The 22,804-nt window shown below is 62.2% G+C and carries 20 protein-coding genes; 2 read left to right on the top strand and 18 right to left on the bottom strand.

Going from position 1 to position 22,804, the window contains the following annotated elements:
- Window positions 1-2: 2 nt before the first annotated feature.
- The 10 genes from SMD31_RS11640 to SMD31_RS11595 all read right to left on the bottom strand — a co-directional run bounded on the left by SMD31_RS11640 (window position 3) and on the right by SMD31_RS11595 (window position 11,816).
- A complete protein-coding gene (locus tag SMD31_RS11640) occupies window positions 3-1,043 on the bottom strand; it encodes a hypothetical protein (RefSeq protein WP_320501060.1) in 1,041 nt (346 codons plus the stop codon).
- On the bottom strand, window positions 1,040-3,163 hold the full coding sequence (locus SMD31_RS11635; protein WP_320501059.1) for an ABC transporter permease: 2,124 nt from the start codon (window positions 3,161-3,163) through the stop codon (window positions 1,040-1,042). Before SMD31_RS11635 ends, SMD31_RS11640 begins: the two co-directional genes overlap by 4 nt.
- A gap of 72 nt (window positions 3,164-3,235) precedes the next feature.
- A complete protein-coding gene (locus SMD31_RS11630; protein WP_320501058.1) occupies window positions 3,236-4,267 on the bottom strand; it encodes a sugar ABC transporter substrate-binding protein in 1,032 nt (343 codons plus the stop codon).
- A gap of 37 nt (window positions 4,268-4,304) precedes the next feature.
- Window positions 4,305-5,285: an ABC transporter permease gene (locus tag SMD31_RS11625; protein WP_320501057.1), complete on the bottom strand. Its 981-nt coding sequence runs from the start codon at window positions 5,283-5,285 to the stop codon at window positions 4,305-4,307.
- 245 nt (window positions 5,286-5,530) lie between these two features.
- Window positions 5,531-6,457, bottom strand: a complete 927-nt coding sequence (locus tag SMD31_RS11620; RefSeq protein ID WP_320501056.1) for an SMP-30/gluconolactonase/LRE family protein — start codon at window positions 6,455-6,457, stop codon at window positions 5,531-5,533.
- A 133-nt stretch (window positions 6,458-6,590) separates the two neighbouring features.
- Complete coding sequence (locus tag SMD31_RS11615; protein ID WP_320501055.1) at window positions 6,591-6,941, bottom strand: VanZ family protein; 351 nt, start codon at window positions 6,939-6,941, stop codon at window positions 6,591-6,593.
- The gene (gene galE, locus SMD31_RS11610) at window positions 6,941-7,933 is read right to left on the bottom strand and encodes a UDP-glucose 4-epimerase GalE (protein ID WP_320501054.1); all 993 of its coding nucleotides are present in this window, start codon (window positions 7,931-7,933) and stop codon (window positions 6,941-6,943) included. Before galE ends, SMD31_RS11615 begins: the two co-directional genes overlap by 1 nt.
- A 39-nt stretch (window positions 7,934-7,972) precedes the next feature.
- Window positions 7,973-9,286, bottom strand: coding sequence for a UDP-glucose dehydrogenase family protein (locus SMD31_RS11605; RefSeq protein WP_320501053.1), 1,314 nt, complete (start codon window positions 9,284-9,286; stop codon window positions 7,973-7,975).
- Between the two features lie 48 nt (window positions 9,287-9,334).
- Window positions 9,335-10,090 (bottom strand): isoprenyl transferase, encoded by a 756-nt coding sequence (locus tag SMD31_RS11600; protein WP_320501843.1) that lies wholly within the window; start codon window positions 10,088-10,090, stop codon window positions 9,335-9,337.
- Window positions 10,091-10,301: 211 nt separating this feature from the next.
- A complete protein-coding gene (locus SMD31_RS11595; RefSeq protein ID WP_320501052.1) occupies window positions 10,302-11,816 on the bottom strand; it encodes an undecaprenyl-phosphate glucose phosphotransferase in 1,515 nt (504 codons plus the stop codon).
- Window positions 11,817-12,529: 713 nt separating this feature from the next.
- Here SMD31_RS11595 and SMD31_RS11590 point away from each other — a divergent pair.
- A complete protein-coding gene (locus SMD31_RS11590; RefSeq protein ID WP_320501051.1) occupies window positions 12,530-13,123 on the top strand; it encodes a polysaccharide biosynthesis/export family protein in 594 nt (197 codons plus the stop codon).
- Window positions 13,124-13,161: 38 nt separating this feature from the next.
- Complete coding sequence (locus SMD31_RS11585) at window positions 13,162-14,361, top strand: hypothetical protein (protein ID WP_320501050.1); 1,200 nt, start codon at window positions 13,162-13,164, stop codon at window positions 14,359-14,361.
- Here SMD31_RS11585 and SMD31_RS11580 read toward each other — a convergent pair.
- The 8 genes from SMD31_RS11580 to SMD31_RS11545 form a co-directional block, all read right to left on the bottom strand.
- Window positions 14,355-15,539 carry a glycosyltransferase gene (locus SMD31_RS11580; protein ID WP_320501049.1) on the bottom strand — a complete coding sequence of 395 codons (1,185 nt, stop codon included), beginning with the start codon at window positions 15,537-15,539 and terminating at the stop codon, window positions 14,355-14,357. The two genes, SMD31_RS11585 and SMD31_RS11580, sit on opposite strands and share 7 nt — an antisense overlap.
- A 29-nt stretch (window positions 15,540-15,568) precedes the next feature.
- Window positions 15,569-16,579 carry a polysaccharide pyruvyl transferase family protein gene (locus SMD31_RS11575; protein ID WP_320501048.1) on the bottom strand — a complete coding sequence of 337 codons (1,011 nt, stop codon included), beginning with the start codon at window positions 16,577-16,579 and terminating at the stop codon, window positions 15,569-15,571.
- A 19-nt stretch (window positions 16,580-16,598) separates the two neighbouring features.
- Window positions 16,599-18,173, bottom strand: a complete 1,575-nt coding sequence (locus SMD31_RS11570) for a lipopolysaccharide biosynthesis protein (RefSeq protein WP_320501047.1) — start codon at window positions 18,171-18,173, stop codon at window positions 16,599-16,601.
- A complete protein-coding gene (locus SMD31_RS11565) occupies window positions 18,157-18,924 on the bottom strand; it encodes a glycosyltransferase family 25 protein (RefSeq protein WP_320501046.1) in 768 nt (255 codons plus the stop codon). The genes SMD31_RS11570 and SMD31_RS11565 overlap by 17 nt, the downstream gene beginning before the upstream one ends.
- A gap of 57 nt (window positions 18,925-18,981) precedes the next feature.
- Window positions 18,982-20,049 carry an ExeA family protein gene (locus SMD31_RS11560; protein ID WP_320501045.1) on the bottom strand — a complete coding sequence of 356 codons (1,068 nt, stop codon included), beginning with the start codon at window positions 20,047-20,049 and terminating at the stop codon, window positions 18,982-18,984.
- A 26-nt stretch (window positions 20,050-20,075) separates the two neighbouring features.
- Entirely contained in the window at window positions 20,076-20,861 is a 786-nt protein-coding gene (locus SMD31_RS11555; RefSeq protein ID WP_320501044.1) for a CpsD/CapB family tyrosine-protein kinase, read from the bottom strand.
- A gap of 209 nt (window positions 20,862-21,070) precedes the next feature.
- On the bottom strand, window positions 21,071-22,069 hold the full coding sequence (locus SMD31_RS11550) for an NAD-dependent epimerase/dehydratase family protein (protein ID WP_320501043.1): 999 nt from the start codon (window positions 22,067-22,069) through the stop codon (window positions 21,071-21,073).
- 130 nt (window positions 22,070-22,199) lie between these two features.
- Window positions 22,200-22,733 (bottom strand): hypothetical protein, encoded by a 534-nt coding sequence (locus SMD31_RS11545; protein ID WP_320501042.1) that lies wholly within the window; start codon window positions 22,731-22,733, stop codon window positions 22,200-22,202.
- Between the last annotated feature and the right edge of the window lie 71 nt (window positions 22,734-22,804).

The raw sequence follows: 22,804 nt of genomic DNA, 5'->3' as shown, positions 1-22,804 counted from the left end.
TCTTATCCTTTCTGCGACAGCGACAGCAGGGCGTTGCCGCCCTTCGATCCGACCCAGAGGTAACCGCCATACTCGGCAACGCTGGTGACACCGTGGCGCGCGCCATTGGCGCGGCTGTGATAGGAGGCGACCGGGCGGAACGCATTATCGAGGCGCGCCACCAATCCATAGGAGCGCGACGGTGACCAGGGCTTGTGAATGCCCATGGTCTTGATGCCACCGCATTGCAGCGGTTCAAGGAAGCTGGCGCCCGATGCAAGGCTCGGCGCGATCCAATAGGGTCGCGGCACCTGGGCGATCATGTCGCGGCGATAGGCGTCCTCCTGCAGCACGAACTCCACCAGGCGATTGCGCGGCGCAAAGAGGCTGAGCCAGGCGCCCCCGCCCGATGCCGGGGCAAGGCGCGCCGGATAGCCGGGCAGCTTTTCGAGGAGCGGCGTCACGGTACCGCCCGTGAGGCGCAGCAGGCGATGCCGCCAGCTTTCGGCGACGATGACGGATTGTCCGTCCACCAGCACGCCGTTGGGGAAGGCGAGATTGTCGGCCAGCGAGACGGCGGCACCGGTCGCCGGGTCGAGGCGCCAGAGGGAACCGCTGCTGTTCTTTTCCATGAGGTCCAGCGCCCAGTCGCCGGGTCGATGCGTCGCCGATCCGTTGCAAAGATAGAGCGACGTATCATCGCCGAAGCTCATGGCGGTGATACAGGCAACGCCTTGGGGCAATGTGATCTCGCGGTCGGCCACGAACAATTGGCCATCATCGAGTGCTACCGCCAGATGCCCGCCGGGCGATGCCGCCAGCGCGCTGATAGGAGCGCCGAAGCTGCGCTGGATAGCGGGGGTACCGCCGGGCGTGAAGGTGAACAGATCGCTGCCGGACGAAAACAGCAACCGGCCGCCGTGAACGATGAGGTTGTCCGGCTGCGCGACCGCCTGGGCAAGATTCGCTTCTTCCAGCGCCGTATTGGGCCGGAAAGCCCCGTCGAGCGGCGCGATCGTCACCGCCTTGCCGCGGAAGAGATCGAGGATCGGATCGAAGATCATTTCGCCCCTCCCCAATACGAGCGAATGCCGGTCCAGTCGGGCTTGGCATGGGGCAACGGCAAGCGACCAACACGGTTGTTGAGGATGCCACCGACGAAGAGAGAGCCCTTGTGCTCGCGCATCGAGGTGACCATCGGATGCGACAGGCCGGAGAGGTCGCCCAAGGTCTCGACGATCTTGCCGGTCTCATCGAATTTGACGATGCCGCCGGTATTAATGTTGGGGAACAGCCATTCATCCTGCGGCAGGCGCCGCGTCATCCGTTTCCTCATGCTGGGATGCCGCAACGAAAGATCGTAGCTTGGGGTGCGCATGCCAAGCCAGGCCATCCAATAGCCGCCGTCCGAGGCACGGTTGATGTTGTCGGGGTAGCCCGGCATGTCCTTGATGACGCATTCGACCTCACCCGCCTTGGGTCCATCGAACCAATAGCGGTGGACGCGGCAGGCCCAGGATTCGGCGAAGAACAGCGACTGCCCGTCATGGGCGATGCAGACGCCGTTGGCGTAGAGGTAGTTGTCGAGCAGCGTCGTGGTCTTGCCGGTCTTCGGATCATAACAAAGCAGGCGCCCTGTCGGCCGGCTTTCGATCGAATCCAGCGCCCAGTCATGGGCGTCATAGCGCTTGGTGGAATCGGTGAAGAAGATGCGCCCATCCGGCGCCACGTCGCAATCATTGGGATCGCGCAGACGCGCGTCATCGACAACCGAGGTCCAGCTGCGCCGCGTTTCGGCGGTGAGCTTGGTCACCACGCGGTCGGGTGAGATCGAATAGAGCCCCATCGCGCCGACACAGGAGATGAGGTTGCCGGCCTTGTCGAAGGCAAGTCCCAGCGGGAAGCCGCCGGTATGGGCGAAGACCTCCGAGCGCTTGTAGTCCGGCGCGAAGAACCGAATGATCTCGCCATGGCGGGTGCCACAATAGAGGTTGTCGTCCTCGTCCAGGATGACATCCTCCGGTCCCTCCAACTCACCGAGGCCGATGTAGTCGGTCTTCGCCAGATTGTTGTTGAGGGCATAGGGCGTGCCCGAACCCGGCTCCGCCGATTGCGTGTCGCCCATGCGCTGATAGATCGGCGCCACATAGACCTCGTTCAGCACCTTGTGCCGGTTCTTCAGCCAGCGGATATCCAGCGTGACGGCCACGGCCAGCATCAGCCCCAGCACCATCTGGTTGGTGCCTGTGCCGTAGCCCAAACGGATCAGGCCATTCGTCATCACCAGCACGATGACCGCCCCCATCAACCCCTTGACGATCGAGCCACGCCCGCCACCCAGGCTGTTGCCACCCACCACGGCAGCTGTCAGCGCCATGATCTCGAGATTGAGACCGGTTCCCGGTCCTGCCCCGCTCAGGCGGCAGGCAAAAAGGAATCCTGCGATGCCGCAGCAGATGCCGGAGATGACATAGGTCATGAAGACGGTCTGGCGCACCTTGATGCCGGCATTGTGGGCCGAGCGGCGCGATCCACCGACGGCGAGGATATGCCAGCCGGGCCGCGACCGCGTCAGGGCGATGTGTGCCACGAGTGCGATGAGCGCCGCGACGATGACGCTGATGGCGATACCGAAGACGGTGCCATCCCCGATGTAGTCCCAGAGATCGGAAGTGACATCGGAAAGCTGCACCTTCGAGGCGAAGCTCACCACCAGGATGTCATAGATGGCGCGGCCGATAATGAAGGTGACGAGGGTCGTCAAAAATGCGCGCAGGCGCACATAGCCGATGAGGAAGCCATTGAGCGCGCCAAAGGCGATGCCGACGGAGACGGCCGACAGCAGCGCCACCCAGACCGGCAAATCGAAAATGAAGAGCGAGGACACGGCCGCAAAGGCGGCCAGCGCAAAGATCGACCCCACGGAGAGATCGATGCCGCCACCCAGCATGACGATGGTGAGGCCGGTGACGACGATGGAAAATTCGCCAAGCTGGCGCGTGGAATCGCTTAAAGAGGCCGGCTTGAAGAAGCCGTTGATGGCGGTGCCGAAGGCGGCGATTGTCACCACCAAAGCCAGGAACGGAATCGCGCTGTCTGTCCAGCGCTTGGTCAGGATCTCGCCGATCAGATGATCGGGGATGTAGTTATAGCGCCAGCGCTGCAGCGTTTCCCGTACCGACATGAATGTTCCCAGGAGATAAGAGCGACAGGGCAACTGGCGCGGCAGCCGGTTGCCCTGTCGCGAGAGATAAGCTTACTGAGCTGCCGCCTGCAGGCCCTTGAGATCCCAGCAGGTGGTGGGCGTCAAGTCGGCTTTCGTCCACGCGCGCTCCAGCGTGTAGATATAGGTCGATGCCGTGCCGGGGGCGACACCGCTCTGCAACAGGTATTTGAGGATCGCGTTGATGTCGCGCGACTGGTTGTGCAGTTCGGTCATCACGACCGCGCTGAACGTGCCGTTCTCCAGCGCATCGCAATCGACCTTCTCGCCGCCGCCGGTGGTCACCAGGGCGATCTTGTCCTGCTTGCCGGCTTCGCGGATCGCAGCCGCCGTACCGGTCGCGTCACCATCCCAGAAATCGATGATGGCGCAGACATCCGGGAACTGCTGCAACATGGTCGTCGTCACGTTGCGGGCCGTTGTGGCGTCCCAGTTGGAATCCGGCTTGGCCACGACTTTGAAGTCGGGATGCTTTTCCAGCACCTTCATGATGCCGGCGTACTGATAGAGACTGGAGGCGTTGACCTGGTCGCCCTGGACGAGACCGATCTGCTTCGAGGAATTCTCGCCGCAGGCCTTGATCGCCGCTTCGGCTTCAAGCTGGCCCAGGCGATCCCAATCGGAACCGATGAAGGCATCGACCTTGTAATTCACAGGGTTGTCGATGGCGATGACATAGATGCCTTCCTTCTGCGCCTTCTTGAACAGCTTGGCGTAGGAGTTGAGGTCGGGCGAATGAACGATGAGTGCCGCGGGCTTCGGGTCCGACGAGATGGCCTCGGTAATGGCCTGGGCGCCGGCTTCGATGCTCCAGTTCGGGTCGCGCGTTTCGAACACACCCCCGAAGGCTTCGACTTCCTTCTTGAGATACGCGGCCCAGCCCTGCGCCAGGTCGAAACCCATCGCCATCGGCACCAGGATGACGCGCTTATCCTTCAAGGCCGCGGCATAGGCCGCGGGGCCCGGATCTTCCTGCGCCATGGCTGCGTCGTTGAAGGCGACGCTGCCGAAGGCCACGGCCGCCAAGGCCGTCGCTGCAATCAAGGTCTTCTTGAATCCGAACATGAGACACCCTTTCCTGTCTGTGCTGACTGATTGTCTTTTAAATATCGCCCTGCTGCGCCGTCTGTTCGTCACGCGGGTTTAGGAGACCGTCGATGATGATGGCGACCAGCAGGATCGTCGATTTGATGAGGTTCTGGTAGAGATTTGGAATGTCGAGGATCGTCATGGCATTGAGCATGATGCCGATCAGCAGGGCGCCGACGATCACATTGCGCATGCCGCCCTTCCCACCCGACAGCCCGATGCCGCCAATCACCGCCACGAGCACAATATCGTAGAGCAGCGTCGAATTGACGACGCGGGTATTGATCGAGAGCAGGCTGGAGGCGGTGAGGATGCCGGCCGTAAAGGCAATAAAGGCCGAAATCACATAACGCAGCAGCAGCATCGGCCGCACCGGTATGCCGAGATTGCGCGCCGCCATCGGGTTGTCGCCAGCGTAATAGACGTAGCGACCCCATTTGGTGAAGCGCAGGAAGAGGAAGGCAAGGAAGGCGATCGCGGTAAAAAGGAAGACTTCGACAGGAATGCCGAGCCAGCGCGTTTGACCGAGAAGTTCGATCCAATGCTGCGGCGGCACCGGAACGGCATCCTGGGTGATAAGCTGCGACCGCACGAAGCCGAAGACGAAGGCGCCGCTGGCCAAGGTCACGAAGATCGGCGGCACATCGGCATAGGCCACCAGGAAACCGTTGGCGAGGCCGATCGCCAGCACGGCCCCCAGGGTGATGACCAGCGCCAGGCCGGGCGCGGTGCCGTCGCCCAGCATCTGCAGATACCAGGCAACCGACATCGCCATGATGGCGACGGCCGAGAGATCGATACCGCGCCCAATGATGACAATGGCCATGCCGACGGCGAGGATGCCGAGCACCGACACGCTGCGCACGATATTTACCAGATTGGCCGCCGTCAGGAACCCGTTGAGGGTCACCGATGCGATGATGAAGACAAGGACCGCGATCGCCAACACGATGCGTTCCTGGTCCAGGCGCGAAAAAGCCGAGCGGATGGTCATCCCGTCATGCCACTGAAAAGGAGCGTCGGCCGATCTTCTTGCGCCGGCAAAACGCCCCGTGCCCCCGAAAATTTCCCGGGTGAAGGCTAATACGGAGATGTTTGGAGAGTCTACTGATCATTTGTAAGACAAACGAAATACGCCCAGGCGGGAGATCGCCTGGGCGTTCGTTTATCCGGCTGCGGTTGGTCAGAGCGAACGAGCTTATCTTGCGCGCTTGCGCGGAAAGCTCGCGGGCCGAAGCCTCAGTGCTGGGGTCGCAATGCCCCTTGCGTGTTGACATAGATCGCATAGAGCGACGTCGTGCCACAGATGAACAGGCGGTTCCGCTTCGGCCCGCCGAAGCAGACATTAGCGACCACTTCTGGCACCCGCACGCGGCCGATCAAGGTGCCGTCGGGGGCATAGCAATCGACGCCGGCACCGGTGCTGGTCCAGATATTGCCATGGACATCGATGCGGAAGCCGTCGAACAAACCTACCTGGCATTCCGCGAATTTCTCGCCACCACTGAGCGATTTGCCGTCGGCATTGACACGGAAGCGGCGAATGTGGCGCGGCCCGTTCGGCACATGGGTGGCACCGGTGTCGGCGACATAGAGCAGCCCCTCGTCCGGCGAGAACGCAAGCCCATTAGGCTTTTCAAAATCTGTGGCGACCGCGGTGAGGTCCTTGGTCGCGGGGTCGAAGCGATAGACATGGCAGGCACCGCCGAGTTCAGACGGCGCCGCATCGCCTTCATATTCGCTGTCGATGCCATAGCTGGGGTCGGTGAACCAGATGGTGCCGTCGGATTTCACCACGACATCATTGGGCGAATTCAGCTTCTTGCCCTGGTAATGCGAGACCAGGACCGTGCGCGAGCCGTCATGCTCGATGCGTGAGACGCAGCGACCGCGATGCTCGCAGGAGACCAGGCGCCCTTCGCGGTCGACAGTGTGGCCGTTGGTATTCATGGCCGGTGCGCGAAAAACGGAGACCGAACCATCCGTCTCGTCCCAGCGCATGATGCGGTCATTGGGGATGTCGGACCAGACGAGATAGCGGCCGGCAGCGAAATAGGCCGGACCCTCGGCCCAGCGGCAACCGGTATAGAGCTTTTCCAGATGCACGCAGCCACCGGCATAACGGCGGAAACGGTCGTCGAAGACTTCGAAGCTTTCGGTCAGCATGGCTCTCCCCTTTGCCCTGCCCTGTTGCACCAGGGCCTTGGCCGCGTCATCCCGCCCGCATGGCGGCGGCAGATCATCCTAGAAGTGGGGGCGGCGGATCAAGGGAATTGTCAGACTATTTGGACAGATTTGCTCAGGCAAAGCGGCGGCGCATCGCCCAGAAGTAGCCGCTGGTGGCCAGCAGAATGCCCAAGGTATTGGCGGCCTGGTCGAGCGCCGAGGCTTCGCGCCCGCCGAGATAACCCTGCATCAACTCAATCGCGATGCCGAGGCAGAAGAGAAAGACGAGGGCAACGATCTGCCGCCGCCGCGTCTCGAAGGCCAGCAAAGCCAGCACAGACAACACGCCATAGGCACCGGCATGCTCGAACTTGTCGATCACCCCGCCGCCCGGGGGCGCAAGGCTCGGCGCCAGCGAACCGTAAAGGACGGTGGCGATCGCCAGCAGGAGCAACGCCAAGCTCAGGTGCCGCAGATAGGTCATCAGGCCGTCTTGGCAAGGTCGGCGGTGTATTTCGCGTCCCAATCGACGGCGCTGCGGACAATGTCGACGATATCGAGATGCTGCGGCTCCCAGCCGAGCTTTTCCCGCGCCAGATCGATCGCGGCATAAAGGGACATGGGATCGCCCTCGCGGCGCGGCGCTTCGCTGTGCGGCACGGGACGACCTGTGGCGGCTTCGACCGCCTTCATCACCTGGCGCACCGATGCTGGCTTGCCGGTGCCCAGATTGAAGCGATGGCCACGCGAATGCCCCATGATGAAGTTGAGCGCCGCGACATGGGCCTGGGCCAGATCCGTCACGTGGATGTAGTCGCGCAGGCACGTGCCGTCCGGCGTGTCGTAATCGGTACCAAAGACACGCAAGGGTTCGCTCTTCAGCAGCGCTGCGTGTACGGCCAAGGGTATGAGATGGCTTTCATGCACATGCGCCTCGCCGATGCGCAACGCCGCATCGGCACCGGCGGCGTTGAAATAGCGCAGAACCACGGCGTCGATCTGCCCCGCTTGCGCCGCATCCATGATGGCGTTCTCGGCCGCGAGCTTGGTGCGGCCATAGGGGTTGATCGGTGCCGTCGGCATGTCCTCGCGGATCGGCAGGCTGGGTGGCACGCCATAGACGGCGCAGGTGCTGGAGAAGACCAGTTTGCGCACGCCGCTGCGCTTCATCGCAGCGAGCAGCGACAAGGTGCCGGCAACGTTGTTGTCGTAATAGCGCAAGGGTTCGGCAACCGATTGCGCCACCAACGACAAGGCCGCGAAATGGAGCACGGCCTCGATCCGATGCTTTTCCAGAACGGCGGAGACCAGATCCTGGTCGCGGACGTCGCCTTTCTCCAGCGGCCCCCATTGCACGGCCCATTCATGGCCCGTGACGAGGCTGTCGAAGGTCACCGGCTCGAAGCCCATATCAGCCAGCGCCAGGCAGGTGTGACTGCCGATATAACCCGCGCCGCCGGTCACGAGAATCTTCATGGCCGTGCCCTCCTTTTCATCTTTCCAGACAAGTCGCACTCAGATCGTGCGCGGCCGGCCGAGACTGGTGTAGTTGAAGCCGAACTGCGCCATTTCATCGGGGCGATAAATGTTGCGCAAATCGATCACGATCGGCGCCTTCAGCAGCTTCTTGACCTTGGCAAGGTCGAGGGCGCGGTAGCTGTTCCACTCGGTGACGATGACCAGCGCATCGGCACCCACCATCGTCTGGTAGGGGTCCTCGCAGTAATCGATATCCGGCATGTGCTTGCGCGCTTCCTCGGTGCCGACCGGGTCGTGGGCCTGGATCTTGGCACCGCGCTTCAGCAATTCCGGGATGATGACCAGGCTGGGGGCATCGCGCATGTCGTCGGTATTGGGCTTGAAGGTCAAGCCCAGCACCGCCACGGTCTTGCCCTTCACGTCGCCATTGAGCGCCGTGGAGATGCGGTCGGCCATCTGGACCTTGCGCGCATCGTTATAGCTGACCGTCGCCTCGACCAGCGAGATCGGCGCATGCGCGTCGCGCGCCGTCTTCATCAAGGCCAGCGTGTCCTTCGGGAAGCACGAGCCGCCATAGCCCGGCCCCGGGTGCAGGAACTTCGAGCCGATGCGCCCGTCGAGGCCGATGCCGCGCGAAACATCGGTGACGTTGGCACCCACCTGATCGCACAAATCCGAGATCTGGTTGATGAAGGAGATCTTCAGCGCCAGGAACGCGTTGCTCGCATATTTGATGAGTTCCGACGTCTCAAGGCTGGTGAAGAGGATCGGCGTCTCGATGAGGAACAGCGGTCGGTAGAGTTGGCGCATCACCGCCCGGGCTTCTTCCGTCTCGCAGCCGATGACGACACGGTCAGGGCGCATGAAATCGCCGATCGCCGAGCCCTCGCGCAGGAATTCCGGGTTCGAGGCCATGTCGAATTTGGCGGCCGGATTGGCCTTGCGGATGATTTCGGCCACCTTGCGCCCGGTGCCCACCGGCACGGTCGATTTGGTAACGACGACGGTATAGTCCTTGATCTCCTTGGCGATGGTCTCTGCCGCCGCATAGACATAGGAAAGATCGGCATGGCCATCGCCACGACGGCTCGGCGTGCCGACCGCAATGAAGACGGCGCCAGCGCCGACCATGGCTTCCGGCAGATCGGTCGTGAAGGAGAGGCGACCGCGCTCGGTGTTGCGCTTCACCAGCGTATCGAGCTCCGGCTCATAGATCGGAATCTTGCCGGCTTTCAGCTGCTCGATCTTTCCAGCGTCCTGGTCGACGCAGACCACGTCGAAGCCGAATTCCGAGAAGCAGGCGCCGGAAACCAGACCCACATAACCGGTACCAATGACCGCAATCTTCATACTTTCATCCTGTCTTCTGGGGCTTAGGCTTCGTTGCCGCCCGTTCCGTTATCTTGACACAGCGCCGCCAAAGCGGCGATCTCGGTGGCTGAATTCGGCAAGGGCCGCCTTGAGGTCCTCGCCCGAGAAATCCGGCCAATAGCGCTCGACAAAGAGCATTTCCGTATAGGCCAGCTGCCACAACAGGAAATTGCTGACCCGTTGCTCACCGCTGGTGCGGATGAGGAGGTCCGGGTCCGGCAGGGCCGCGCTGGGCAATGCCGCCCCGACGCTGGCCTCGTCGATCATAGCCGGATCAAGCCTGCCGGCCGCAACTTCCTGCGCCAGCTGGCGGACACCAGCCACAATATCGGCGCGCCCGCCGTAATTGAGGGCGATGGTAAGGTTAAGGCCGTCATTGGCGGCGGTCAGCGCTTCGGCCTCGCCGATGAGGGTCGCGATGTCGGCCGGCAGCCCAGCGCGGTCGCCGATCACCTTGAGGCGCACGCGGTTCTCGTGGAGGCTCGCCACATCCTTGCGCAGATAGCCGCGCAGCAGGCTCATGAGATAATCGATCTCCGGCTTCGGGCGGCGCCAGTTCTCCGAGGAGAAGCCGAACAGGGTGAGATGGGTGACCCCCAATTCGCCTGCTGCCCGCACAACCTTGCGCGCTGCTTCGGCACCATAATAATGGCCCATGGTGCGCGGCAGCCCGCGCTTCTGCGCCCAGCGGCCGTTGCCATCCATGATGATGGCGACATGGAGGGCCGCGGCAACATCATCGCCGGTGGTGATCTGCGGTTGCCGGGCCAGCAGCGTCGACAAAGTGGTCACGGGAGCTCCTTATCTTCCAAGGTCAGGCATATGGGCCAAGGTCAAACATGTCCGGAGCAGATTTGTCGGGAATGATGGCAGGATTGCGGATCGCGCCATGGCGATTGCAGCGCGGGTGAGGCAATTTCGCGGGCGATTTGGGGACAGAACCCCCGCCTGCCCGGCCGCACGCCGGCAGTTGATCAAGTGAAGTCACGCGGGATCAGTAGGCGTTGCGCGGCCGGATCAATTCGATCACCGTCATCAGGATGATGCGCAGATCGAAGATGAACGACCAGTTATCAATGTAGTAGATGTCGTGGTGAACGCGCGCCTCGAGCACTTCCGGCTCATCGACCGCACCGCGCAAACCATGCACCTGGGCCCAGCCGGTGATGCCGGGTTTCATCCGATGTCGGACGGCATACTCGCGCACGATTTCGTCGCACAGGCGATTGCCCACCTGCATGCCGAGCGCATGCGGGCGCGGCCCCACCAGCGACATGTCGCCCTTCAGCACATTGATGAGCTGCGGCAGCTCGTCGATGCTGGTCTTGCGCAGGAAACTGCCGACCTTGGTGATGCGGCTGTCGTTGCGCTGGGTCTGCTGCTTGGCCTCAAGATCCGCGCAATCGGTGTACATCGAGCGGAACTTGTAGACGTGGAACTTGCGATTGTTGAAGCCCATGCGCGGCTGGCGGAAGAAGACCGGGCCGGCACTGGTCAGCTTGATCGCCAGCGCCGAGCCGAGCAGCAGCGGCGACAAGGCAATGAGGGCGCCTGAAGCCGCGAGCACGTCGAAGCTGCGCTTGACCACGCGGTCGAGCCCGGATTGCGGCTTGCGGCTGACATTGAGAATGGGCGGATGGGCGTCGCGGATGACCTGCTTGTCGACACGCACGCCGATGAATTCCGGCACCAGTGCCACATCGACCGGCAAATGCCGCAGCTTGGCGAGGAGATGCAGAATCCGGTCTTCGGCATTCATCGGCAGAGCAACCAAGACCTTGTCGATGGTCGGGTCATTCTGGACGAGATCGACCAGTTGGTCGATGCCACCCCGGACCGGTGTTCCCTGCAGGTCGCGCGGCACGCGCTGCAGGCGATCGTCGAAGATGCCCCGCACCTGGACCGAATCCGCATAATCATCGCTGATGACGCGCATCAGGCGCTGGCCGATGACGTCGGCACCGAACAGGACGACATTGGTGGCGAGATGGCCTGCGGCCTGCAACCGGCTGAGCAGGCCATAGGCGGCCCCGCGCTCAAGGGCGACACCCACCGTGGCAAACAGGGCGAAATAGGCTTCAGCCGGCAGGGCCGACAGCGGCAAATTGCTGACGATCGGGGTGCCCCGGCCGAGCAGCGTCTCCAAGCCATAGGCGAAACCCGCAGCCGCCCCAGTGAGAAGGGCGGGCTTCAGGATGAATTCCGTGCGCGAGATCTTCGAGATCCGCGACAGGCTCTCCGCCTTGTAGGATTGCGCGAATGCATGAGCCAAGAAGAAGCTCAATGCGGCCGTCACGAAGAAGTGGGGCAAGTTCGTCTGCAGTAATTCGATCTGCGAGTACAGTAACAGGCCCGATATTGCGGCCATCGCGACGAAGAACACAGAAATGTCACAGACCGCCAGAAGTACCCCGCCCAACCGCGGATCGCGCGGGATGAAGCGGATACTGTTGAATCGACGCGCCTCTACATCATTGGCGGGCGCGGCGACAATCTGACTGGAACGCATATTCGGAGCAATGTGCAGTTGCAGCATGGCGACACCTGTCATTCTCCCCTGAACGGCCGACCCCTCTCCCATAGAAGCAGTAACCGGTGCTCTTTTTTTTGTATTTTTCATCACAATTTGCAGTCGGTTATGAGTAATTAAGCCGTAGCACCCTCGAGATCACCGGACGCCGGCCGACGCTTCATCGCAATAGCGAAGAGAGCCTACCGCAGTGCGGCAGAAGGGCCAAGCGACAATTCCTCGATCTCCTCGTTTTTTCGGTGAGGGGGATCATGTTCGAAGTCGATGGCCTTGGGTGTAACAAGCTTGAGAGAAAATCGCGTCTTTCGCCGAAAAGTGTCGAATTATTTCCGACAAACTCACAATTACTGGGAAGCAGAGAAATGCCGTGGCTATTTTTTACTCAACGCTGCCGTAAGATTATGCAAACGCGTCGAGCCCACCCAGAACGCAGCGCGGCTATTCCGGTTCCCAATTTCTCAAAAAGTGTGGATTTTTTGTCACGTCCCCGAAATGTTGCGTGCCATCGCTGGCGCGACCGTTCATGAATGAGTGGCTGGCGGCCCGCGATGATTCGCGCTGGCCCGCCGCTCAAGCTTCACCCCCTGGATTCTTTACACACAGCCGACCATGACTCTAAAGTGCATGCGCCAGGGAGTTCCTCTGACCATCCACCCGCTTTGGGTACTAAGATCCATCTCATGAGGTCGTCTATGCTGCGAAAACTCGCGCTGTCCCTGTATGCCATCCTTTTCGCCTGTGCCGCCGGTGCCGCCAGCGCCGAAGATGGCACGTACCGCATCAACGGCGGCGATCAGCTGCACATCGCCGTTTACGGTGAGCAGAACCTCAACCAGGACGTCGTGGTTCAGCCCGATGGCTGGCTGTCCTTCCCGCTCGCCGGCAACATCAATGCCCTCGACCTCACGCTCCAGGAACTGCAGGCCAAGATCGCCGACAATCTGCGCCAGAGCCAGTTCTTCCCCAATCTCACCGACAGCGAAGTCACCGTGTCGATGCGCAAGGCGGTCGGCAACTCCATTTCGGTCATCGGCCAGGTGAAGGCGCCGGGCACCTTCGCCTTCGATACGCGCCTCGACGTCCTGCAGGCCTTGAGCCTTGCTGGCGGCCTCACCCCCTTTGCCGGCAAGGACGAGATCAAGATCCTGCGTCGCGACGCCGCCGGCAAGCAAAGCGCTATTCCGTTCGACTACTCGCAGCTCGAAGACGGACAAAACCTGGAAAGCAACATCCTGCTGAAGGGCGGCGACGTTGTCGTGGTGCCGCAAGCCGGGTTCGGCTTCTAGTGCGGGGACCGGGGGACGCTCTGCGGGGCACGGTCAGCATGCGCGCCCTGTTCGTCGGTGCAGCCTTGCTGTTGCCTTGGCTCGGCGGGTCGGCACAGGCCCAGCAATGGACGCTCGACACCAGCATCTCGCAGCAGTTTCTCTATAGCGACAACCTGCTGCTCGGCCGCGAGAACGAGATCGAGACGTTCGGCTTCGTCACCTCGCCGGTGTTGCGGTTAGAGCGCAATGCGCCGACGCTCAATGTCTGGATCGATGGCAAGTTCGATTTCAACGAATACATCAACCATTCGGAATTCAATTCGCAGGACCAGCGCCTGCGCCTCGGCGTCACCCAGCAGGTGACCGAGCGCAGCACGCTGAAACTGGGCGGCAGCTTCGTGCGCGACACGACGCTGAAATCCGAACAGGAACAGACCGATCGCTTCATCGACAAGAAGATCGGCATTACCTTTTGGGACGTTCGCCCCAGTTGGACCTATCTGCTGTCGCCGGTCGACCAGATGACCCTGGGCGGCAGTTACAGTTCGGCCGCCTATGATGATGTCGAAAAGACCGACTATCAGTATTTCGGCGGCACGCTCGACTGGGGCCACCGCCTGAGCGAGGTCGATCAATTCACCGCCAATGTCAGCTATTTCCGCTTCATCCCCGACGAACCCGGCGACCGGATGACCGACACGGTCAGCGCCCTCGTCGGCTATGCCTATGAACCGTCGGAGCGCCTCTCCCTCAGTGGTGCCGCTGGTCTCGGTTACAGCATCGAGAGCGGCCAGAGCACCGGCGAGGGTGATGACAACAATTCGGATGGCGGCGGCCTCGGTTATCGCCTGCGCTTCAACGCGCGCTATGACCTTGATGACCTCACGTCGGGCCGGTTCTCGTTCTCGCACAATTCCGAGCCGTCGAGTGATGGTGACCAGACCACGCGCAACCGGCTGAGCTTTGGCGTCGATCACAAGCTGACGCGGCTGACATCACTGGGCTTCAATCTCGATTACGTCGACACATTCGACTATTTCAGCCTGGAAGGCGAAAGCACCGGCAATGAGGAATCGCGTTATGCCGCGCTGCGCCCGTCGCTCTCCTGGGCGATCACCGACGAACTCAGCCTCGTTGCCGAATACCGCTTCCGCTACAAGCTCTATGACGAAAGCAACGAAGACGCGATGTCGAACTCGGTCTACCTCACCTTCCGCTACGCGCTGCCGACCTGGGGCGGGTCAGAGGGCTACTGAGCGCGCAGCGGTGCCCCGGATGCCGCGGCCGGCGGTGTCATCTCCGCCCGCAAGGCATCCCAATAAGCGTTCTTGGCGCGCGCGACGCTGAAATCGGCGGCACGGCGTTCCGCCTTCTCGGCATAGCTCGCCCGCCGCTCAGGATCCTTCATGGCGCGGAGACCCTGGGCCATATCGGCCACATTGTCGGGTGTCACGAGAATGCCGTGCGGCGCAAAGGTGACCGGTTCAGTAACCCGTTCCCGCGCCACGTCGGCCAGCACTTCGGCCGGACCGGAGAGGCAATTGGTTGAGACGACCGGCACCCGCAGGCTCATTGCTTCAAGGAGGCTGTTGGGAAACCCCTCGGCATTGGACGGCAGCACGAAGAGTGCCGCATGCTTGAGGATGGCATATGGATTGGCGCAGAAACCGGGCAAATGCACACGCCCCTCCAGGCCGAGCTTGCCGATGAGCCCCTGCAGATTCTCACGCTCGCCCCCCTCCCCGAAGATGAAGAGTTGCTCGCTCATCTCGGCCTGCGCATAGGCTTCGATCAGCATGGCGAAGTTCTTATTGGGGACCAGTCGGCCCATCGCCATGATGTAAGGCACGCCGGGAACGACCGCTGGCGCCTCGTCGCCCTGGCGCCGGATACCGTCGAGATCGACCGGGTTGGCAATCACCATCAGCTTCGCCCGCGCAATCCCGAAGGCGTCGGCAAGATCGTCCGCGACGCCCGGCGAAACGGCGATGATCTTGCGCGCCAGTGGATAGCAAAGGCGAACGAGCAGGCGCGCCACCATCGCCCCACCACCCGTGCCCAGATGGCTGCTGGTGTTGACGCGCTCGCTGATCACCGCTGCAATCCCTAAGGCCCGGCAAGCGAGTGCCGCCGCAATATTGGCACGCGTGAGGAAGCTCAGCACGACATCCGGGCGCAGGCGCCGCAGCGCCGTGAAGAGCTGCCCCAGGCTCCGGGCAAAGGAATGCCGGCAATCCAGCTGTTCGATACGCACCCAATCCGGCACGGTATAGGCGGCTGGCTCCTGGTCGAGCAGGATCAGTGTGATGTCGACATCGCGCCGTTCTTCTTCCGAGGCCCGCAATAGGGTGCACATGACGCGTTCGGCACCGCCGCCGGCCAGGGAATTGATGATGAAAGCCACGCGACGGCGCTGTGGGGAAGATCCGGTCATGCCTGTTTCCTTTGTCAGGACGGCGCGTCTCAGCGCGCCGCACATTGCGGCATGGTGGCAAGCAGGGTCCGGCCGGCCGCCAGCGCTTCGTCCATGGTCGTCGCGCGACGCAAGCCGGCATAGGGCTTGGTCCAGGCCTCGATGAAGCCGCCGACCTTGCCATAGGAATTGTCGAGCGCCACATGCGGGATATCGAGCAGCGTCGACATGATATGGGCATGCAGACGATCCGTGATGACGACGCGGCCACGCGACAGAATCTCGACGCCCCGCCAATAGCGGTTGAGCGCCAGGGCGTTATAGGCGCTGATCCTGCCGTTGCCGCCGCGCATGATGCCGCTGAGGCGCCCCATCCAGCGCGAGATGCGCAGGCGCCGGCGCGATTCCTCCAGCCAGTCGGTAACGTCGCCGCCTTCGGGAATGCTCGGCATCTCCTGGCCCTCGACCTTCTCCTTGTCGGAGCGCATCAGGAACAGGAAGTTGTCCTTCGGGCGGCGCGGCTGCGTGGCACCGATGAAGAACGCCATGTCGGGTGCCAGATGCACATCACAGGGGAATTTCTGGCGGGCGAAGGCCAGCGACTTTTGATCGCGCACCACCATGGTGAAGCGACCGTGTTTCTCCATCGCGCGCGCCACTTCATCGGCTGCTTCCGGTGGGTCGAAATGCAGCGATTGCGGCAGCAGGACCATCGGCCGGCCCGGATGCTCGCGGAGCAGGCGCAAAATGAAATCATGATGCCGCGGCCAGATCGTGCCGAAATTACCGCCACCATTGATCAGAATCGGCCCGTCCGGCGCGGCGGCCAGCAATGCCTCGCGCGAATAGCTGTCGATGGTGGCGCCATAGCTCGGTGTGACGCCCAGACGCTGGCGCAGGAATTCGATCTGGCCCAGCCAGATCGCTGAGTCCCCGACATTGGCATAATTGGGGAAGTCGACCAGCGAGATGCGGCCTTCCGGAATGAGCGGCCGCACCACGGTGTCGATCTTCTCTTGCAATCCGGCGATCAGTGCCTTGCTGCTGACGACTTCTGACATCCTTGATCCCTTTCGCCGGCTATTTGCCGCGCAACTTCTTGAGCTTGCGCCCGATCACGCCACGCGCATCGCGCGACAGGACGGGCAGGAAAATCGCATAGAGCGGCATGCCGATGGCGACACCGCCCATAACGAGATGGAGTGGCTGGGCAATGTAGGGCCGGGCGAAATGCATGAAGCTCCAGACACCGACACCCATCAGACAGGATGCCAGGAACGGCGGCAGGCTGGCCCGCACCGTTTCCTTGTAGCCGATGCCCGCGCGCCGCTTCAGCAGCCACAGATTGATCGGAAAGGTGATGTAGGCGCGGGCGACATAGGCGGCAGCGACCGCCACGATCCCGTAGGGTGCCGCTGCCCAGGTCATGACCAGCGTCAATCCCAGCTGGATGAGCGAAAGCGTCCGCATGTCCGAGCCACGACCGATGGCGCTCAGCATCGGCGAGGCGAAGTAATTGAGCGTAAAGGGCACCACCATCAGGGCAAATATCTGTGCCAGAACGCCCGATGCCACCCATTGCTCGCCATAGATGACCGGCACCGCATCCGGGGCGATGATGCCGAACCCGACCAGCGCCGGAAACGAAACCATGGAGCTGGCGAGGATCATGCCGCGATAGGCCTTGATGAGGTCGGCGCGGTTGTCCTGCAAGCGCGAGAATGTCTGGATGGCGACCGTCGTGAAGGGCTGAATGGCGCCGTTCGTCACCAGTTCGGTCATGCGCCAGGCAGTACGATAGATACCGACAGCGGCGGCGCCGATCGTGGCGCCGATGACCAGGTCCTGGATACGCACCAGGAACAGGAAGACGATCTGCGCGAACGCGAGGTTGGAGCCGAAGCCCCAGATCTCGCGCAAGGAATCGCGGCTGAACTGCCGGCCCGGCATCCAGCGATAGGCCTGCCACGACACCAGCGTATTGAGGATCTCGGTGACGACGCGCTGCACCACCAGGCTCCAAATGCCCCAGCCAGCATAGGCCGCGGCAATCGCCGCCGCACCGCCAAGTGTGCCGCTGATCGCCGAGCGGATGGCCAGCGACTTGTGGCTGAACTGGCGCATGCAGACCGCGGCATGCGAGGCACCCGCGGCAACGATTGGCAGCAATGCCGCCACCACCATCAGCGGGCCGGCGGCAAAAGGCTGGCCGATGAGACCAAGGACCGGTTCGGCCAGGGCAATGACGATCACCGACGTGATGCAGGCCAGCGCCATATTGGTCCAGAAGATCGTGTCCTGGAGTTCCGGCGTCAGTACCTTGGCGCGGGCGATGTAACTCGTCATGCCGCCATTGGCAAGGATGCGGCTGAATTCGGAAAATAGCGTGACGATGGCAAACGTGCCGATGTCATGCGGCGACAGCAGCCGCGCCAGCACGACAAACACCACGAAGGCGAAGAACTGGTTCGACGCGAGCCGCAGCGCCGTCCAGACAATGGAGATTCGCGTTCTGCGCTTAAGGTCGCGATTATACGTTCCCTGCCCGTCGTCTTCCGTCGCCACCGCCGCCTGCCTCGTTTCTTCTTCTTTGCCGACCACCGGGACCTCGTCCGTCAGATCGGGTTTGCGGGGCAACTCAATTTGCGAACGCATGTCGGAGCCGGCGAATCGCCTTTGCCTTTCTTAGCCGCATGCGCTCGACGAAGCGATGAATGCGGCGCCGGACGCGCAAATGCGCCGGCATGGGATATTTCTCGAAGCGGCTGGCGCCGATGGTCGATGCGCCCGATTCCTCGATGAGCGGAAAAGGAAACACGGAGAGATTCCGCACGCCATGCGCCCAGCTGCGGTCAAGCTCGTCATCGATCGGTCGCCTGACCACACGGCAATGCATCAGCAGACGCACCGCCGCCGCCTTGGTGATCAGGTACCCTTGCGTGCCATAGGCGAAATCCGACAGCTCCACCAGCGAACGCGACCGGTCGACGAAGGCGTTCATCAGCACGATCTGCCTGACCGGGTATTTGTAGTAAAGACGCAGATAATCGATCTTCATGGGAGACAGATCGGCGTCGATGATCTTTTTCAGATATTCCCAATCCACGATCACGTCGTCTTCCAGAACGACATACTGATCGGCATCGTCATCGGCGACCAGCTGTTCCCAGATCGCGTAATGGCTGGAATAGCAGCCGAGTTCGCCGGGACGCAGCGGGCGGCCATGGGCCAGCAGCGCTTCGGTCTCGTCATAAACCAGATGGGGATGCAGCTTGGAATAGGCGGAAAAAAAGCGCCACGGAACCACCGCTGCACTCGCGCGATCGCTGAACCGGTGCTGCCGGTCGAGCGCATCGGCCATGCTGACGACCAGCACCTTGGTGCGCTGCGGCGCTTGGCCGGTCACCCCTGCCGTTCCGTCACTGTTGATGCTCTGCGCTGTTTCCACCACATCCCGCTCGCTTCAATTGGCCCGCAGGAAGGTACGCCGGAACCATGACGGACGCGTTTCTGCCTGTTGCGCAGTGATCGACGCATAGCCGTTGCCGAAATCATTGGCGACGAGCTGGCGGCGCCGGGCCGGTGCCGGTTCAGGTGCCGGCTCTGGCTGCGGCAGGGCCGGCGCCGGCAAGGTCGCCCGCGCCTCGGCAGCCGCGCGAATGAGGGCGGTAATCTCGCGCACCGCGGCCGGATCTTCCGGGCCGCCAATGCCGGCGAAAACCGACACGCCATTGCTCATACGGTCGCCGACGACACGGAAAATGTGGTCGAGATCGACCTCGCGCACCTGGTCGGCATAGGCATAGACCATGGCCATGTCGCAGATCGAGTTGATGAGTCGCGGCACGCCGCCCGAGAAGTATTGAATGCCGCCCACCGCCATGTCGTTGAAAATCGGCGCCGTGGTGCCGGCAACGCGCAGGCGATGCGTGATGTAATGCAGCGTCTCGGCGCAGGTCAGCGGCGCCAGATGATAGGAAACGCTGATGCGCTGCGCGAACTGGCACAGTTCCGGCCGGCGCAGTTTTTCCAGCAGTTCCGGCTGCCCGACCAGGATGATCTGCAGCAGCAGATCCTTGTCGGCATTGATGTTGGAAAGCAGGCGCAACTCCTCCAGCGCCTCGATCGTCAAGTTCTGCGCCTCGTCGACGATGAGCACCGAGCGCTTGCCGGCACCGTATTCCTCGATCAGGAACAGCATCAGGTCCTGGTGGATCTCGGCACGCGACTTGCCGGCAGGACTGCGCCCAAACGCACTCAGCGCCCAGGAGGCGATGTCGGTGAGCGAGCTATGCGTGTTGGAAATCAGGCCAAGGCGGATATCGCGGTCCATGCGGCGCAGCAGCGCCCGGATCAGTGTCGTCTTGCCCGACCCGATCTCGCCCGTGATCGCGCAGAAACCGGCTTGGCCCGCCAGGCTGTATTCAAGCATGTTGAGCGCCAGCGAATGCTTGCTGCTCAGGAATAGGAAATCGGGATCCGGCAACAGCGAGAACGGCTTCTCGTTGAGCCCGAAGAAGTCTTCATACATGGCAGCCTACCCCAGCCGACCTCCGCTCAATGTGCATTGAGCAATGTTCCCACGATCGGCTTCTGGCCGAGGAGCCGCGCCGACTTCTCCAACTCGCTCTTCGTGGTCTTGCCACTGCGCGCGACCAGCAGCACGGCTTCGACATTGGGCAGAAAGCCCAGCGTATCGCCCGAAGGAATGAGCGGCGGCAGGTCATAGATGATGATGCGGTCGTGATAGCGGCTGTGCAGTTCGCGTGCGAGTGCTGCCATGCGCGGCGAACTCAAAACCTCGGCCGCTTCGCCATTCGGAATGCGGGCGCCGAGGATCACGAGCCGCGGCACGCCGGGGCTGACCAGGCAATCCTTGAGGTCGGCCTCGCCATGGAGGTAGTCATCGATGCCAGCGGGCGGCGTGATGCGGAATTTTTGCGCAATGCCGGGATCGCGCAGATTGAGATCGACCAGCAGCACCGTCTGGTTGACGTCGAGCGCGATTGCCAGCGCCAGATTGGCGGCCGTGGTCGTGACGCCAGCACCGCTTTCCGGGCTGGTGATGGCCAGCGAATTCATGTTGTTGGCGCGCAGGCGCTGCAGCACCTGGGTGCGCAGCAGGCTGTAGGTATCCGAGACCGGGTGGCCAAGCGCGTCGGCTACCAGGCGCTCCTCGTTCATGCGCCGCGCATCGAGCGGTGCCACGACGGTTTCCGTATAGGCAGGCGCCACGCCATTGATGGAGGCCCGCCCGCCGGGGCTGTTGGCGGGGCGGAACTGCTTCAGATTGCCAGCACGCGATTCGCGTGCACGCGCCATCGCTTTTTCAATCTGCTCCATGGTGAACTCCTTCGTCGCCGCCCGTCGCGCGGCGGCAATTGCTGCAAGTGCGAAGTCGAACTATAGCCATCTCGCCGCGCGCTGATAAGTGTTTCCTGTGGAGATGGGGCGAGACAAATCTGAATCTCCGCCAACGCTCGAATTTCGTCGACACTTTCTCAACCGAACCACAGCATTGTGGTGGTTAAAATGCCCGCCGCCGCCCCGGGCTACCCAGCCAGTGCTGCGACGTCTGGTTGCGCCGCGTGGCGCCGATACCACTCAACGAAGCGCTTCACACCTTCGGCAAGTGGAACCTTCGGCGCGTAATCGAGTTCCGCCCGGCTTGCTGAAATGTCGGCCCAGGTTGCCGGCACATCCCCTGGCGAGGGCGGCAGGTAATTGATCTGGGCGCGGCGGCCGCACGCCTCTTCGATGAGGGCGATGAGATGCGACAGCTTTTCCGGCTGGTCGTCGCCGAGGTTGAACAAGCGGTGCGGAATGGTGCCGGCGGGCGGGCGATCAAGCGCCGCGATGACGCCGTCCACGATGTCGTCGACATAAGTGAAATCACGGCTCTGGCTACCATCCCCGTTCACATCGATGGGGCGCCCGGCCAGTATCGCCTGGGTGAACTTGAAATAGGCCATGTCGGGCCGGCCGGCAGGGCCATAGACCGTGAAGAAACGCAAGCCCGTCAACGGAATCTTGTAGAGGCTGGCATAGGAGGCGCTCATCAGCTCATCCGCCCGCTTGGTGGCGGCATAGAGCGACACCGGCTGATCCACGGGATCGTCCAGCGAAAAAGGAATGCGCTGGCTGGCACCGTAGACCGAGCTGGAACTCGCATAGACCATGTGGCGCAGATTCGGCACGCCACGGGCCAACTCCAGCAAGTGCAGATGTCCACCCAGATTGGCATTGAGATAGTCGAGTGGCTTCTCAATCGAATGCCTGACGCCGGCCTGCGCCGCCAGATGCACGATCCGGTCGAGCGCAGCCAGATGCGGCTGCAAGGCCTTGAGCAAGCCTTGCTGATCGGCGATATCCGCACGGACGAAGCGGAAATTGGGGTGCTGCACCAGCCCGGCGAGACGGCCTTCCTTCAGGCTGACATCATAATAGGTGTTGAGGTTATCGACCCCGATGACCGTTTCGCCGCGACCCAGCAGCGCGCGGGCGACAAAGGATCCGATAAAGCCGGCGGCGCCGGTGACCAACACACCCATTCAGAAAACCTCGTACTTGTCTTACGTGCGCGACTGAGGTCGGCAACGCAAGGACCCAAAGAAAAACCCCCAGACGAACGCTGGGGGTTTCACCGAACAGCAGGAAGTAGGAAACCAGACGCGGGCGCGTTTAGGCCTGCGCGGCGGCCTTGCGCTTGCGGTAAGCGGCAAAGCCCATGCCACCCAGCGCGGTGCCGAACAGCAGCAGCGCCGGCGGGATCGGGGTCTCCGTCACCTTGACGTTGAAGTGGTAGTTATAGGCGTTGCCCTTGGGCGAGCTGTCGCCGGTGATGCGGAAGAAGTAATCGCCCGCCGCAAGATCGGCATAGTTGAAGCTGATGCCCGTGCCGGTCGCGTCGGTATAGTGGCCGAGCGTCGTGTCATCGCCGACTTTGAAAAGATCGAGCGAGAAATTGAAGCTGTCGACGACCTGGCCGAAAATGTTGTTGAGGTCCTCGATCGAACCAACCAGCGCGTTGCTCACACCAGCAAGTGAGAAAGCGATGGTATCGGTAAACGTCGTGATGTTGCTGCCGAAGTTCGCAACGAACCCGGAAGTATCAGCACTGAGCGCACCGAGATCGAAGTTGGAAGCCTTGGCCGGCGTATGGGCAACGCCAAGCGAGAGGCCAGCAGCGAAGAGCAAAGCAATTATCTTTTTCATGTTTTCCCTGCCGTTTCTGACGGTAACCGTTAATCACGCAAGCCATCGAACGCCTGAAGGGCGACTCTCAA

Source organism: Dongia rigui (assembly GCF_034044635.1).
GTDB classification, from domain to species: domain Bacteria; phylum Pseudomonadota; class Alphaproteobacteria; order Dongiales; family Dongiaceae; genus Dongia; species Dongia rigui.
The sequence above is the reverse complement of the archived record's forward strand: the minus strand, read 5'-3'. Positions and strand labels throughout refer to the sequence as shown.

Coding starts and splice junctions, on each gene's coding strand:
- SMD31_RS11640 (WP_320501060.1), bottom strand. CDS start 1,043: ATGATCTTCGATCCGATCCTCGATCTCTTCCGCGGCAAGGCGGTGACG.
- SMD31_RS11635 (WP_320501059.1), bottom strand. CDS start 3,163: ATGTCGGTACGGGAAACGCTGCAGCGCTGGCGCTATAACTACATCCCC.
- SMD31_RS11630 (WP_320501058.1), bottom strand. CDS start 4,267: ATGTTCGGATTCAAGAAGACCTTGATTGCAGCGACGGCCTTGGCGGCC.
- SMD31_RS11625 (WP_320501057.1), bottom strand. CDS start 5,285: ATGACCATCCGCTCGGCTTTTTCGCGCCTGGACCAGGAACGCATCGTG.
- SMD31_RS11620 (WP_320501056.1), bottom strand. CDS start 6,457: ATGCTGACCGAAAGCTTCGAAGTCTTCGACGACCGTTTCCGCCGTTAT.
- SMD31_RS11615 (WP_320501055.1), bottom strand. CDS start 6,941: ATGACCTATCTGCGGCACCTGAGCTTGGCGTTGCTCCTGCTGGCGATC.
- galE (WP_320501054.1), bottom strand. CDS start 7,933: ATGAAGATTCTCGTGACCGGCGGCGCGGGTTATATCGGCAGTCACACC.
- SMD31_RS11605 (WP_320501053.1), bottom strand. CDS start 9,286: ATGAAGATTGCGGTCATTGGTACCGGTTATGTGGGTCTGGTTTCCGGC.
- SMD31_RS11595 (WP_320501052.1), bottom strand. CDS start 11,816: ATGCGTTCCAGTCAGATTGTCGCCGCGCCCGCCAATGATGTAGAGGCG.
- SMD31_RS11590 (WP_320501051.1), top strand. CDS start 12,530: ATGCTGCGAAAACTCGCGCTGTCCCTGTATGCCATCCTTTTCGCCTGT.
- SMD31_RS11585 (WP_320501050.1), top strand. CDS start 13,162: ATGCGCGCCCTGTTCGTCGGTGCAGCCTTGCTGTTGCCTTGGCTCGGC.
- SMD31_RS11580 (WP_320501049.1), bottom strand. CDS start 15,539: ATGACCGGATCTTCCCCACAGCGCCGTCGCGTGGCTTTCATCATCAAT.
- SMD31_RS11575 (WP_320501048.1), bottom strand. CDS start 16,579: ATGTCAGAAGTCGTCAGCAGCAAGGCACTGATCGCCGGATTGCAAGAG.
- SMD31_RS11570 (WP_320501047.1), bottom strand. CDS start 18,173: ATGCGTTCGCAAATTGAGTTGCCCCGCAAACCCGATCTGACGGACGAG.
- SMD31_RS11560 (WP_320501045.1), bottom strand. CDS start 20,049: ATGTATGAAGACTTCTTCGGGCTCAACGAGAAGCCGTTCTCGCTGTTG.
- SMD31_RS11555 (WP_320501044.1), bottom strand. CDS start 20,861: ATGGAGCAGATTGAAAAAGCGATGGCGCGTGCACGCGAATCGCGTGCT.
- SMD31_RS11550 (WP_320501043.1), bottom strand. CDS start 22,069: ATGGGTGTGTTGGTCACCGGCGCCGCCGGCTTTATCGGATCCTTTGTC.
- SMD31_RS11545 (WP_320501042.1), bottom strand. CDS start 22,733: ATGAAAAAGATAATTGCTTTGCTCTTCGCTGCTGGCCTCTCGCTTGGC.